Annotated in this window: 10 protein-coding genes; 8 read left to right on the forward strand and 2 right to left on the reverse strand. The window is 46.1% G+C overall.

What is annotated here, in order from left to right:
- Positions 1-20 precede the first annotated feature (20 nt).
- Positions 21-1,016, forward strand: coding sequence for a helix-turn-helix transcriptional regulator (locus tag HB364_RS17995; RefSeq protein WP_167289599.1), 996 nt, complete (start codon positions 21-23; stop codon positions 1,014-1,016).
- A gap of 155 nt (positions 1,017-1,171) precedes the next feature.
- Positions 1,172-1,399: a hypothetical protein gene (locus HB364_RS18000; RefSeq protein WP_167289600.1), complete on the forward strand. Its 228-nt coding sequence runs from the start codon at positions 1,172-1,174 to the stop codon at positions 1,397-1,399.
- A 223-nt stretch (positions 1,400-1,622) separates the two neighbouring features.
- On the opposite strand, the gene HB364_RS18005 is transcribed toward HB364_RS18000, so the two are convergent.
- Positions 1,623-3,131: an alpha/beta hydrolase gene (locus HB364_RS18005; protein WP_167289601.1), complete on the reverse strand. Its 1,509-nt coding sequence runs from the start codon at positions 3,129-3,131 to the stop codon at positions 1,623-1,625.
- 454 nt (positions 3,132-3,585) lie between these two features.
- Between HB364_RS18005 and HB364_RS18010 the strand changes: the two genes are divergently transcribed.
- The 4 genes from HB364_RS18010 (at position 3,586) to HB364_RS18025 (ending at position 7,781) form a co-directional block, all read left to right on the forward strand.
- On the forward strand, positions 3,586-4,266 hold the full coding sequence (locus HB364_RS18010) for a hypothetical protein (protein ID WP_167289602.1): 681 nt from the start codon (positions 3,586-3,588) through the stop codon (positions 4,264-4,266).
- A 62-nt stretch (positions 4,267-4,328) separates the two neighbouring features.
- A complete protein-coding gene (locus HB364_RS18015; RefSeq protein ID WP_167289603.1) occupies positions 4,329-4,799 on the forward strand; it encodes a DUF6934 family protein in 471 nt (156 codons plus the stop codon).
- Entirely contained in the window at positions 4,796-4,954 is a 159-nt protein-coding gene (locus HB364_RS18020) for a hypothetical protein (protein WP_167289604.1), read from the forward strand. The genes HB364_RS18015 and HB364_RS18020 overlap by 4 nt, the downstream gene beginning before the upstream one ends.
- Positions 4,955-5,285: 331 nt before the next feature.
- The gene (locus HB364_RS18025) at positions 5,286-7,781 is read left to right on the forward strand and encodes a right-handed parallel beta-helix repeat-containing protein (RefSeq protein ID WP_167289605.1); all 2,496 of its coding nucleotides are present in this window, start codon (positions 5,286-5,288) and stop codon (positions 7,779-7,781) included.
- Positions 7,782-7,846: 65 nt separating this feature from the next.
- On the opposite strand, the gene HB364_RS18030 is transcribed toward HB364_RS18025, so the two are convergent.
- Positions 7,847-8,872 (reverse strand): LacI family DNA-binding transcriptional regulator, encoded by a 1,026-nt coding sequence (locus HB364_RS18030; RefSeq protein ID WP_167289606.1) that lies wholly within the window; start codon positions 8,870-8,872, stop codon positions 7,847-7,849.
- Positions 8,873-9,028: 156 nt separating this feature from the next.
- Here HB364_RS18030 and HB364_RS18035 point away from each other — a divergent pair, with 156 nt between their 5' ends.
- Together HB364_RS18035 and HB364_RS18040 are read left to right on the forward strand one after the other, a co-directional pair.
- Positions 9,029-10,159 carry an acyltransferase family protein gene (locus HB364_RS18035; protein ID WP_167289607.1) on the forward strand — a complete coding sequence of 377 codons (1,131 nt, stop codon included), beginning with the start codon at positions 9,029-9,031 and terminating at the stop codon, positions 10,157-10,159.
- 212 nt (positions 10,160-10,371) lie between these two features.
- Positions 10,372-13,326 carry a SusC/RagA family TonB-linked outer membrane protein gene (locus tag HB364_RS18040; RefSeq protein ID WP_167289608.1) on the forward strand — a complete coding sequence of 985 codons (2,955 nt, stop codon included), beginning with the start codon at positions 10,372-10,374 and terminating at the stop codon, positions 13,324-13,326.
- The last annotated feature ends 3 nt before the right edge of the window (positions 13,327-13,329 follow it).

Here is a 13,329-nt window from a genome sequence, read left to right on the forward strand (position 1 = left end):
GTTTACACCAAACGGATTTTATGCAGATCAGTATTAACTACGGCGCCGGCGAAAGATTTGTCATGTCTGATCACTTTTATCGTGACAATATCGGGCGGCCATTGGTAACGGAAAAAAGGGACATATTCAGCTTTCCTTTTGGAGATGCGGAGCTGGTGAGGCTTGCCTTTGCAGGTGTCTATATCGTATATGGTGATATGCAGCTATATGAATCCCGGCGGCTGCAGTTTGAAATGACTGACCATGATGACCTGGTGGAAATGCATTTCACCTTATCGGGCTCCGGTAGTATGTCGGATGATATATATGGTGGTCAATACCATTTTAAGGAAAATGAGCACAACATGCATTACATGCCCCGGTTCATAGGAACGGGCGACTATCAACTGCATCAACGGTATAAGTTTTTTGAAGTACACTTTGCTACGCCGTTCTTCCTGGAGCTGGCGCAGTCGGGCAGTCCGGGATTAAGAAAATTTGCTGAGCTGATAGGCAGCGGTAAGGTCACCGTACTCAGCCAGCAGAACCTGCCGATGTCATTTGCCATGCACCAGTGTATTTACGATATCATGAACTGTGGTGTGGAAGGCGGGTTGAAATTGTTATTCCTCCAGTCCAAATGCGTTGAACTATTGGCTTTACAGGCCCAGATGTATGAAGAGGCGGCTTCAAAGTCTTCCAGGTGCCTCAGCACTTCCGGTCATGATAAAGAAAGTATCTTATATGCGAAAGAGTACCTCATACAACATGCTTTGCAGCCGCCCTCGCTCACAGAACTGGCAAAATTGGCGGGCATTAATGAGTTCAAGCTCAAACAGGGATTTAAGCAGGTATTCAACAATACAGTATTTGGCTACCTGAGCGACTATAAGCTCAACCAGGCGCGGGAACTACTACTGCGCGGCGATACAGCCATTAAGGAAGTGGCCGACAATTTAGGCTACTCTTCTGTACAACACTTTAGCAATGCCTTTCGCAAAAAGTTCGGTGTTCCGCCAGGCAAAGTACGGAAGTAAATGATATTGAGGGGACTTCTAAAGTATTGTATATTAGTATGTTTTGAGGTTTAGGGAAAATAAGGTAAATTTGATTTTACATCATGGTTGTAATGAAAATGGTATAATCGCTAATGCGAAAAGAACTCTGCTAATGTTTATTAAATCAGCGTATTATGTACGGCGAAGCAAAAAAATTACATCTGATAGAAGAAATTCTCAAAATTGAGAATGAGGCAGTGTTGGAAGCGGTAGAAGCCGTGATCAGCAAAAGCAAGCTGCATGCAGTAGGGCGCAGGAGTTTTAAGGATTTTGCAGGTACGATGAGTGATGAAGATGCCAACGAACTGGAGAAAATCATTGAAGAAGGTTGCGAACAAATACATCCCGATGATTGGAAATAAATGCTTGCTGGATACCAGTGTGATAATCCATTCTTTTAAAAGCAAAAACATTGTAGGAGAACGATTAGACGCGATGGTAGAAATATATGTTCCTGTATTTGTTGTCGGTGAGCTGTATTATGGGGCATATAAGAACAGATAATCATTTTACTGAAATAGAGAATCTCAGTTTAGTGAGCTAATAACTACTGACCTAAGAGCCATCATCGTTTCGCTGTTTATACTATTCATACCCATATTTCTTCAAAAACGCGGCCCGTAGCGCTGCAATCTTTTGGGTAAAGCGCCTGTCGAACCAGATGGCATGACCAGCTCCTTCCAGCGTTTGAAATTCTACCTCATTGCCGGCTTCTTTGGAAGCGGTGGCAAAGGCTTTGGCGGTTGAATAAGGAACACTCTGATCATGGGTGCCATGAATGAGCAGCATAGGTGGCAATCCCTTTTTCACTAAGTGTACCGGTGATATCTCCTTCACCGTATTTTTATCTTTTAAATCTTTGGATACCCAGGCGGTATTTTCATCCTGCATGAAATCATATACACCCGCATTTACCATCAGCAGGTTGGGCGTAGGACTATAATGCAGATCGTCGGTACTTTCATTCCACTTGTCAGCCAGGGCAGTGGCCAGGATCAAATGCCCGCCCGCAGAATTTCCCGTCACTACAATTTTATGGGTATCTATATTATATTCCTGTGCATGTTTACGCAGCCAGCGTATGGCGCTGCGCGCATCCTTCACCGCTTCAAATGGCGTAGTGCCCTGCCGGTCGGCCAGGCGATATTCCACGGAAGCAGCCACCCAGCCTTTCTTTGCATAGGCTGCACAGTTATAGAAGGCCCATTCGGGACTTCCGTTAGTCCAGCTACCACCACTGAAATAAACGATCACGGGTCTTTGGGTAGCTGCCGCGCTATCGGGCAAAAACAGGTGTATGTCCAGGTCAAAACCGTTCACCGTTTTATAGGTTTTTATCAGGTGATTTTCCCGTTCCTTTTTAGCCTCGGTATACAAGGCAATGATCTTTCTTTTGTAGGCAGTATCACGACAGGATGCCCTGAAGGAGCGGATCACATTTTCCAGGGTTTTCGCTCCCAGGTTCTCTATATGATTATTCAGGTAATCATATTGCCAGAAGTCGCGGCAGGTCTGATTCGTGAAATAGACAGGTATTATTTTCAGTGTACTGTTGAGCCTTTGATTGTCCATCCTCTTGTAAACACTTTTCCTGAGTTCGGCAGTAGCCGCATGCTGTAGAAAACCTCTTACATAAGCTTTAAGGTCTTCGCTGTTCAACAATGCAGGATGATTAAAGTAGGATAAGTTGGCATCCAGCCTGTTTTGTGTGGAAAGCGACAACTTCCCTTTTTTTCCGGTAGCTATTTCATGAAAATAAGGATAGTCCAGCAGGAGCTTATCAAAGAAGAAATGGATACCAGTTTGTTCTGCGGCAATAAACGTGGTGTCTGCGTTATTGCTTTGGATCTTATACCTGTCCAGCCCGGTTTGAAAAGTGCTCCTTAATGAATCAATGGTGGCAACAAAAGCTTTTTCAGGCAGCGCGTATAGCTGGTTCCTGTTGGGATAAAAGTAGCCAGCAAAACTCCTGCTTGCTATTTTTTGCCCGGCCTGGTATTGCTGACGCAGCGTGTCTGTAGGCGGCGCCAGTTGCGCTATACTGCCAAAAGAAGCTAGGGTAAGCAATGAATAGAGCCAGTTGATTTTTCTCATGTTAAGGTGCTATGGGGGTTAAAACAGGTTGTAAGGGCAGGGAGTTGGCTAAAGATAAAGGAGTATCTCATAACCTGCAACAAAGCCTGAAAAAGAAGCGATTATATCACGGTGGATGCTAATATAATCCTGGCCGGATGGTAGCGATACTGCCCAAAACAGCTTCCATAATTGCACTGGAATGCCCTGCAACTTGCACTGGGATAGTAGTCCCGGTGCAAGTTGCAATATATGCGGGTGCATACCAGGAATAGATAACTAATACTGAATCAATAGAGTAGGAGGGCTATTGAGGGCAATTCGGTAAGTGTTCAGTGCAATTATTATATGGAAACGCTCTCAGAAAGATTGATTTTCAATATCATAAAGAAAGTTATAGCGTGATAAGTCTCATTTTCCCTGCATCCCGTATATAGATTCGGAAGAGTGATTTTACCATAATACCTCACTAACCATGCCTACAAGAAAGACCACCAGCCTGACCAAAAAACGGGTTGAGCAGGAGCAGGCTTTTGAACGTACCCGGGAAAATATGTCGGAATTTGGGCGGGCAGGTACTGCCAACCGGTTGCTTCGTTCTGCTTTAAAACCAATATTAGTTAAGGTAGCCGATCGTTATGTTTCGGGCAGGTTAACAAAGCGGATGATGTGTATTATACAAAGCGACCCGGTAAATGGCAGGGGTGAACGCATCATTACCGCTCAGGCATTGTCCATGCTGGAAGGGTTTAATTTCAACCGTAACAAATCACTGAACGATACCCTGTATGCCACTTACCATATTAACTACGACCGCGCAACGGGGCTTGCGACAATACAGATCCCTTTTTTTAACGCTACTGCAATGGTGGATGCTGTAGCATATACCGGCTCTTACGGCTTCATCGCCTGTGCACTTGCAATAGATTTTACCCACCAGCAGGTTGAATATGCCCACCAGCAAACCGATATCATTGCAGTTAATGATACTACCACAAAGTCCATTCACATTTCCTTGTCGCTGCCTGCCGGCAATGTTCATCCTGTAATTATTACATTGGGAGTTGAATTCTATGACCTGGATGATGATCACAAGCATGTAATCATAGATAAAGCGTCTAATGCCATGGCTGTTGTGAAAGTGTTGACGGGATAGCTATAGGTTGATGGTGGGTTATTCTGATTAGCTAACGACAAGCAACAATTTATTTGGGCAGTATGAACTATGAAAGATACACAGAATTGGAGATATCATCGGATGCTTTGGAGTATAAATTTATCAGCAGAGGCCCTAAGGGTGATATACCCAAAATTATTCAATTCAAGGCTACCTATATTCCCAATATGTACAACCTGGCTTTTGGAGATCTATCCCATGATGGTTCTATTGATGACTTGGTTGTTAATAACAACAAGGATAGAAATAAGATACTGGCTACCGTAACGTCAGCAGTATATGAGTTTACCAGCAAATTTCCTGAAAATGGGGTATTCTTTACTGGCAGCACTCCCGAAAGAACAAGGCTTTACCGGATGGCCATAGCCCTCAATTACGGGGAATTAGTAGCTGATTTTGAAATATTTGGAATAATAAGGGACATGAATACCTTTTTAGATGTTCCCTTTGAGAAAGGTGTAGATTACTTTGGCTTTTTGATAAAGCGAAAAAATGCTAAATTTGAGAAATGAAAAAGAAAAAGACACTAAAAGGTGCTAAGGATTTTGGAGTAAAGCTGAAGGTTAACAAAGACCTCGACAAGCTTTCCGGAGAAAATCTTTTTCCGGAAAAGTTGGAGCAGGCCAATAAAATTCTGTCCAATACGAAGTTTAGATATGTAAAGTAGATCCTACAATAAAATATTAGCAAAGCTACCTTTAAGAGGTAGCTTTTTTTATTACTACCAGTTGCGCTAATAAAACCTGCCGAAAAATCATAGTTCTCTTACAATTCCCTGTTAACTACAAGCGATAGAGTAAGGTGTGTTCTCATTTCAAACGTTTGCACTTCCTGCAAACGCCGACAAACGTTTGCGCACAGCTCTTTTCGTGCAAACGCTTGCGCGTTGTTTTGCAAGGACAGTTGGTTATGTTTGGTATACAATCTCCCGCACGCGTAGCAGATCTCCCTTTGAAAATGACTATTGCATCATTCATAAATTCAAAAATCATTTTACTATGAAATGGAGAACTACCTTATTCGCCATCGGCTTCCTGCTGGCCTTTATAGGGGCCGGTGCGCAAACACCCAATGAGTATTACGTAGATGGATCACTCACGACTAATGGAAATGGTACGGCCGTCAGTCCCTGGAACAGGATATGGTATGCTATTAACCGTAGTCCGCGCGATACGACCAAAGACGCCATTGTATACATCAAGCGGGGCACCTATGAAATTGACTCCACTGATTTTCTCACACAGCTCTATATCGGCAGCGCCAATGGTGGCGGAGGCGGCAAATACCTCACTCTCCGGACTTATGCCGGCGATGAAGGGAAAGTGATCATAGACGGAAAAAAGCTGGCTACTACTTCTTTCTATCCCAACATGCTGGTGATAAGCGGCGCTTCCTATGTGCGGCTGCAAAACCTCGTTTTCAGGAACCTCAAAAATACCAGTGGCTATGTGGTCAATGTACAGAACGCTCAAAACATAGAGATCAAAAATTGTGCCTTCGATACCCTGCAGTGGACCACCACCAGCGCTGAACATGGTTATCCCACTGTCAATAACAACAGCTACTTTATACATCCCATTTACCTGGCGAATAGTTCAACGGTAACCATACAGGCCGATACCTTGCGTAACTCCGCCATTGGCTGGGGCGACCTGTTGCGTGATGCAGGCGGTAATACAGGTATTTCCATCAGCACGCTGGTCACTACCAACAATACAGGTGTAGCCTCCAATTATTACGTGGCATTAACCGGTAATGATACCACCGGCAGCGGTTCTCTTACCCAACCCTGGCGTACGATAAAAAGGGCCATTGACCTCGCCGGCATCAATTATACGTACGTGCCGTCACAACTCATCAATGCGCCCGTTACCATTCATCTGCGGGCCGGTACGCACAAGCCGGCGGGTACCGGGCTGTTTATCGGGTCTAATCGCGGTGTTAATGGCCAATGGTTTACCATCAGGAACTATCCCGGTGAAAGCCCGGTGGTAGATGGTAGTGATATTACGGCGAAGTTTGCTGCTTTGCTTTCCCTGTCAGATACTAAGTATATCCACATTGAAGGATTGAAGCTCACTAAGATGACCAATGATTCTGCCTTACAGAATGCAGCGCCGTCTGTAGGAATAAAAGATACCCGTTTCGGGATCATCGTAAGTGGTAAATCGTCCAACATTGTTATTAAGAAGAATGAAATATATGACATGGCGTGGACCAGGAACCTTACTAAACAGAAGATCCCTGCAGCTACCGACAACCTCAATCCGCTCGTGGTCCTGGGCACCACCGATACGGCCGTCAGGAATGTGGTCATTGACAGTAACCTGGTGCACGATAATGTGCCGGGTTATAGTGAAGCGGTCACCATCAATGGGAATGTGGATTCCTTTGCCGTGACCAATAATGAAGTGTACGACAATGCCAATATAGGCATCGTAGCCGCAGGCCATTACCAATGGATTGTGGATGATGCGGGCTTTTCGGTAACTGCCCCCAACAACTATTCAAAGAACGGCTATATCAGGAGCAATACCGTGTACAGGAATATTTCACCCATTGCTATCTCGGCAGGTATTTACCTCGATGGTTCCAGCAATGTGACCGTGGAAGACAATGAATCGTATAAGAATGGTGTTGGCTTATCGGTGGGTAATGAACAATCCAACAGCACCAGCGGCGGCCACCTCATACAAAATAATGTATTCAGGGATAACCTGGGCGCCGGCATGTATTATGGCAGTACTAACTCCACCTCCATGGTGCAGAACTGTGTCGCCAAATGGAATACCCTGCGGAATAACTATATCCTCGATTCTGTGCTGCGGGCAAGGGCCAATAACCAATATGGTATTACCAATGCCAGCCAGCGGTACACAGAACTGAATGTATACAGGCTGCAGAACAGCACCTTTGAAGAAAATACCATCGAGTCGCTGTCCAACATCGTGCTGGGCTTTTACCTCACGCAGTCCGGACTTACCTTCCGGTACAATGAATACTATGTGATCAGTGAAGATGCCTGCCAGGCCATTTTTGTAAGGGATAACAATAATGATGGCGGCATTGTAACACCCACCGATGATATCTTCACTACCTTCCATCAATACGGATTGCAAACCGGTTACGACCATACATCCAGTTGCGAGGGGCAAAATTATAGTGCTACAGGCTGTGGTACTTCCGGACTGGGAGGCAGTAACATGGTGACCGGGATAGTGGAAGCGGAAATGTTACAGAAAATAGCCGTATATCCTAATCCTGTTGTCAACAACCTCACAGTGCGCATTGGTATGAAGGGAAAGGGGACCGTGAAACTGGAGTTGTTTGACATAGCCGGCAGGTTATTACTCACCCGGCAGCAACAACTGGCGGCTGGTAATTATACCCTGGGATGGGATAACATCAGGCAGCAGGGAGTGACTACAGGTGTATACCTGTTGAAAGTGAGCATGCCCACTGAACGGAAAATAATCAGGTTGCTGGTGCAGTAGGTTAAGGTGGGTCGCCCTGCCGGGCTGCTTTTGTAGCGCTGTAGGGCGGCTCACCTTAATGGATATTATTTCTTTTCATGTATGATCAACTGTGAATCCAGGATGATCTTATAATAAGTCATATTCCCGGCTTCATTGTCATTTTTGGCCAATAACTCCAATAATATCTCGGTTGCTTTTTGTCCCTGCAGATAAGGGAACTGCTCTACAGATGCCTGGGGAGGATACGCCGTATAGTTGCTGATGGGCAGGTTGGCATAGCTGACAAAACAAAGGTCCTTGTTGATCTTTCTTTTATGCTTCATGGCGCATTGTACCGCATCCATGGCAACGTAATCATTGAAGGCAACGATCGCTGTCGGTTTTCTTTTGGAGTTCAATAATTCTTCCGTAGCACGGTAAGTACTTTCGGCGGTCAGGTCGGTGTTGACGATCAGGGAAGGGTCAAACTTTAAACGGCTTTTGGACATCGCTTCCCGGTAACCCTGCTTACGTTCCTCACTGGCAAATAGCTTTTCTGGCCCATTGATCATACCTATCACCCGGTGCCCTTGTTTGAACAGGTAATTAATGGCCTGGATGGTACCCGATGCCATATTGCAGGCAACATAATGGATATTGGGCATATTGGGTATCCGGTCGAAAAACACTACCGGGATATTGTATTTCTTGAGTGCTTCAAAATGCTCATAGTTGTTCGTGTTCTTGGAAATAGAAACGACCAGGCCGTCCACCCGGTGATTCTTCATCGTCTCCACGATCTTCTGTTCCCGTTTTTCATCGTCATGGCTTTGGCCAAGCAGCACTGTATAATTATTCTTCTCTGCCACATCTTCAATGCCGCTGATGGAAGCAGAAAAGAACATCTCGGAAAGCTCCGGCAATATGACGCCGATGGTATAGGTTTTTCTTTGCTGGAAAAACAGCGCCGTTTGGTTGGGTTCATAATTGAGTTGCCTGGCCAGCTCCTGCACCCTTGTCCTGGTGCGGAGGCCAATGGCCGGGTGGCCATTCAGGGCGCGCGAAACAGTAGAGGCGGATATGTTCAATTGTTTCGCGATCTCTTTGATCGTAGGCAGTTTGGCAGACATTCAACTAAATTTTTCAAAAGGTAGAAATTTTTAATCAAACCCCTTGCTTTCTATTCAAACGTTTGCATAAAGGGAAAGTAAGGTGCTCATCAATGCAGGTATTTTTCTTTTGAGAAAAATAGAGCAATTTAGGATAACCATTAAACGGTGCTATCCATGACTGCCACTACCAGTACAACCCCTCCAACACAACCCTTGTCCACACGTCTCGTATCGCTGGATACCATGCGCGGGCTCATCATGATCCTGCTGGCGGCAGAAAGCTGCCGGTTGTATGAATCCCTGCACCACCTGGCTGCACCGGGTTTTGCTGCCGGCATGGTAGAGCAGTTCTTTCACCACCCCTGGCATGGCTTGCGCGCCTGGGACCTGGTACAGCCGGCTTTTATGACCATGGCCGGCACTGCCCTTTATATATCTTATTATTATAAGCGGCAACGCGGGATAGCCTGGCAGCAACAGTCAACCCACATCCTGCTTCGTTGCGCCAAACTTTTTGTACTGGGTACAGCCCTCCATTGTGTATATGCCGGTAAGTTGGTGTGGGAATTGTGGAATGTGCTGACCCAGCTTGCTTTCACTACCCTGATTGCCTGGGTGATCATCAACGGGTCCTATACTTTTCAACTGATCATCTCCCTATTGTTGTTATTGCTTACAGAGTTCCTGTACCGTAGGGTATTAATGCCGGGGTTTGATCAGCCATTTACAGAGCACAAAAACTTTGGCGCCTGGTTCGACACGCTGGTGATGGGAAAGATCAATACCGATGGATGGGTGGCCATCAACATTATTCCTACGGCAGCGCATACGATATGGGGGGTGTTGGCGGGCAAGCTACTGGTACAGGAGGCGCCAGCCGCCAGGAAGATAAAGGCCTTGTTATGGGCAGGTGGCGCGGGGCTGATCATCGGCTATGGATTGGACATCAGTAATATTACGCCCATTATAAAACGCATCAGTACTACTGCTTTTATATTTGTTTCCGGTGGTTGGGTATTGCTGATCCTGGCTTTCTTGTACTGGCTGGTGGATGTAAGGCAGGTGAAGCGGTATGCGTGGATATTTACAGTAGTAGGCATGAATGCCATTTTCATTTACCTGTTCTTTGAAACAGTAGGCCATCAATGGCTGAATGGAACAATAGCGGTATTTGTACAGGGAGGCGCCGGCCTTATCGGTGTTACACCGGCATGGCAGGAAGTACTGAGTGCATCGGCAACATTGTATGTAGAATGGTATATCTGTTACTGGCTTTATAAAAAGAAAATATTCTTTAAACTGTAAAAAGTACAATAAAACTACGGGTAAGAGTAATGATGTGAAAATAGTGCAAACGCTTGCATAACGAAAGGCAGTACAGATAAGGGGTTCAACATTTTGTTTTGATAGCAGAAAGCATGAAATTAGGATAACGAATTTACACAAAACCCAAACTATCTACTGCTATGTTGCCCGCGAAAAAGAACCTGCTACTACTTTTACTTTTATCAGTCGGCATGCTTGTGCACGCACAGGAGCGTACCGTGACCGGTAAAGTAATTGCTGCAAAAACAGGGGAGGCGTTGCCCAATGTTACCATCAACATTCCATCGCTTTCCAAAGTGATCACGGCCGATAAAGAGGGCGTGTTCACCATCACGCTTCCTCCTAAAAGAGTATTGGTCACCATCAGTTCCTCCGGCTATGTAACGAAAGAGTGGCCCATCGAAGCCGGGGACAACCAGGTAGTGCTGGAGCTGGAAGCAGATCCCCGGAAACTGGATGAAGTGGTGATCGTGGGATACAGTGATAAAAAGAGGGGAGAACTGACCAGCGCTGTCACTGTGGTGGATGCAAAGAAGCTCAAAGATGTAACCGCCAATAACATCGGCACTATGCTACAGGGCAAGGTAGCCGGCCTGCAGGTGGTGAGCAGTTCCGGTGTGCCGGGCGCTACCCCTGAAATAAGGTTGCGGGGCGTTTCTTCTGTCAATGCCTCCCAGTCGCCTTTATTTGTGGTAGACGGTATCATTGGTGGCAATTACGATCCCAATGATGTGGAAAGCGTGACCGTGCTGAAAGACGCCGGCGCTACCGCCATGTATGGTTCGCAGGCCAATGGTGGTGTCATCATCATTACTACCAAAAGGGCCAAAGCAGGCAAAACACGGTATGAAGCAAAGATCACTACTGGTTTCCGGACACCCGATTTTGGTGAAATGGACATGATGAATGGAAGGGAACTGTACAATTACCAGAAAGAGCTGTACCGTGACTATATTCCTACCGACACCGGCAACTCCTATAAGATTGACATCCTGAAGTTCTACAACGAACGGCCGCTGTCGCTGCGTGACCAGGACCACAACTGGCTCACCACTATCTTTAAGCCTGCCTTCATGCAGAACTATTACTTCTCGGTGTCGGGTAAAACAGAAAAGAATGATTACTACGTAGGCGTGTCTTATTACAATGAAGAGGGTACCTTCATGAACACCCGGTTCCAGCGCCTCAACCTCCGGGGTAATTCCACGCTGCGACTGAGTAAAAGCATCAGTCTTACCAATAATATCAACCTTAGCGCAGCCAATGGCAAGGGCTACGATTACAACGATATCTATTTTGCTTATTTAAACCTGCCATGGGATAATCCGTACGACAGTACCGGTAATCCTTTGTATGTGGATGGCAATTCCACTTTTAAATGGTGGTCGAGGGACAAAATAAACCCGGTGCACACCATCAACAACAGCAAACATCCTTACAAGGGTTTTGATGTGAATTATGATATGGCGTTAAACATCGCCATTACCAAATGGCTGAGCTTTTCCAGCAGCAACCGGCTGGCGGCAAGCTATAACAAGGCCACCAATTATTTTTCTCCGGCTGTGGCAGGCACTTACCACAATACCGGTTTCCTGGAAGAGAGCAGTGTGCTGAGCTACGGGATTGTTTCCAATAACCTCCTGAAGTTTAATTTCAGTATGGGCGATCATAGCCTGAGCGGCCTGGCAGGGGTGGCCTTTGAAAACAGTAAAACGGAACTGCAGGGCGGTTCGGGAAGGGGTTTGCCCTTTGGCTTAAATGTATTGAATGTGGTGTCCAATAATATCCGGGTAACAGGTTCTAATAGTGAAACTTCCATTCAATCTGTCATTTCACAGGTGAACTATGGGTATAAGAACAGGTATTTTGTTACCGGTTCCCTCCGGGTGGATGGTTCCTCCAACTTCCCGGAATCCAACAGGTATGCTACCTTCCCTTCCATATCAGCAGCCTGGCTGGCCAGTAATGAATCCTTCTTCCGTTCAGCCATCATCGACAACCTGAAACTGCGCGCCAGTTATGGTGTCACTGGTACCCAGGATATCGGCTCCTCCCGTTATCTTGGGCTGTATTCCTTATCCACCCAATACAATGGGCAGGCAGCCGCTACACCCTTGCAGTTGCCCAGTTCCAACCTCACCTGGGAAAGCAAGCACCAGTTGAATGCAGGGTTGGATATCAGCTTTTACAAACGGGTGTCTTTAAGCATTGATGTGTACCGGAATATTACGAAAAACCTGTTGTTGCAGGTATCGCAACCGCTTTCCGTAGGCTTTGAGCAACGCTGGGACAATGCCGGCGAGATCGAAAACAAAGGCATCGAGCTCACCCTGAATACCATCAATATCCAACGAAGGGATTTTGAATGGACTACTGATTTCAGTATTAATTTCAACAGTAATAAATTACGCAACCTGCCGGGCCCCATTATCAGAACAGGCTCATGGGCCATTTCACAGATCTACCGGAACGGAGGTAACCTGTATGAATTCTACCTGCCCAAATGGGCGGGTGTGGACAAGCAAACAGGCGCGCCATTGTGGGAGAAGCAGACCCTGGATGCGCAGGGTAACGTGACCAAAACAGAACTTACTTCCGATTATGCCCAGGCTACTTTCCAGGAATTAGGATCAGCGCTTCCCAAATTCCAGGGCGGTATCACCAACCAATGGCGGTACAGGAACTTTTCATTGGGCGTAAACATGTATTTCCTTGCTGGTAATAAAGTGTTCAGCAACAACCTGCGTTTTTTGATGAACGACGGCAGTGAGCCCTATATGAACCAGGCAGTATTGCCGGATGGCTATAGTATATGGGCCAAGCCCGGCGACAATGCCACCAATCCCAGTCCGCAAAACGCCGCCAATTCCACGCAAACTTCCAGTCGCTACCTTAAAGACGGCAACTTTCTTTCTATAAGAAATGTCACGCTGTCTTACTCGCTGCCGGCTGTGCTTGTGCAAAAGTGGAAGCTGAGTAATGTAACCATTTCGCTTACGGCCGATAATGTGTACACTTTTACCAGGTTCTTTGGACAGGACCCGCAAACCACGATAACGCCCGGTGTGTATGCCACACCCGGTGTGTCGGACTTTAAGTACCCCAATAACCGCCAGTTCCTGTTCAACATTAACCTAGGATTTTAAAAC

It is taken from the genome of Paraflavitalea devenefica, assembly GCF_011759375.1.
Taxonomy (GTDB): domain Bacteria; phylum Bacteroidota; class Bacteroidia; order Chitinophagales; family Chitinophagaceae; genus Paraflavitalea; species Paraflavitalea devenefica.

Excerpts from the sequence above, each read along its gene's own strand:
- HB364_RS17995 (WP_167289599.1), top strand. The coding sequence starts at position 21 with ATGCAGATCAGTATTAACTACGGCGCCGGCGAAAGATTTGTCATGTCT.
- HB364_RS18000 (WP_167289600.1), top strand. The coding sequence starts at position 1,172 with ATGTACGGCGAAGCAAAAAAATTACATCTGATAGAAGAAATTCTCAAA.
- HB364_RS18005 (WP_167289601.1), bottom strand. The coding sequence starts at position 3,131 with ATGAGAAAAATCAACTGGCTCTATTCATTGCTTACCCTAGCTTCTTTT.
- HB364_RS18010 (WP_167289602.1), top strand. The coding sequence starts at position 3,586 with ATGCCTACAAGAAAGACCACCAGCCTGACCAAAAAACGGGTTGAGCAG.
- HB364_RS18015 (WP_167289603.1), top strand. The coding sequence starts at position 4,329 with ATGAACTATGAAAGATACACAGAATTGGAGATATCATCGGATGCTTTG.
- HB364_RS18020 (WP_167289604.1), top strand. The coding sequence starts at position 4,796 with ATGAAAAAGAAAAAGACACTAAAAGGTGCTAAGGATTTTGGAGTAAAG.
- HB364_RS18025 (WP_167289605.1), top strand. The coding sequence starts at position 5,286 with ATGAAATGGAGAACTACCTTATTCGCCATCGGCTTCCTGCTGGCCTTT.
- HB364_RS18030 (WP_167289606.1), bottom strand. The coding sequence starts at position 8,872 with ATGTCTGCCAAACTGCCTACGATCAAAGAGATCGCGAAACAATTGAAC.
- HB364_RS18035 (WP_167289607.1), top strand. The coding sequence starts at position 9,029 with ATGACTGCCACTACCAGTACAACCCCTCCAACACAACCCTTGTCCACA.
- HB364_RS18040 (WP_167289608.1), top strand. The coding sequence starts at position 10,372 with ATGCTTGTGCACGCACAGGAGCGTACCGTGACCGGTAAAGTAATTGCT.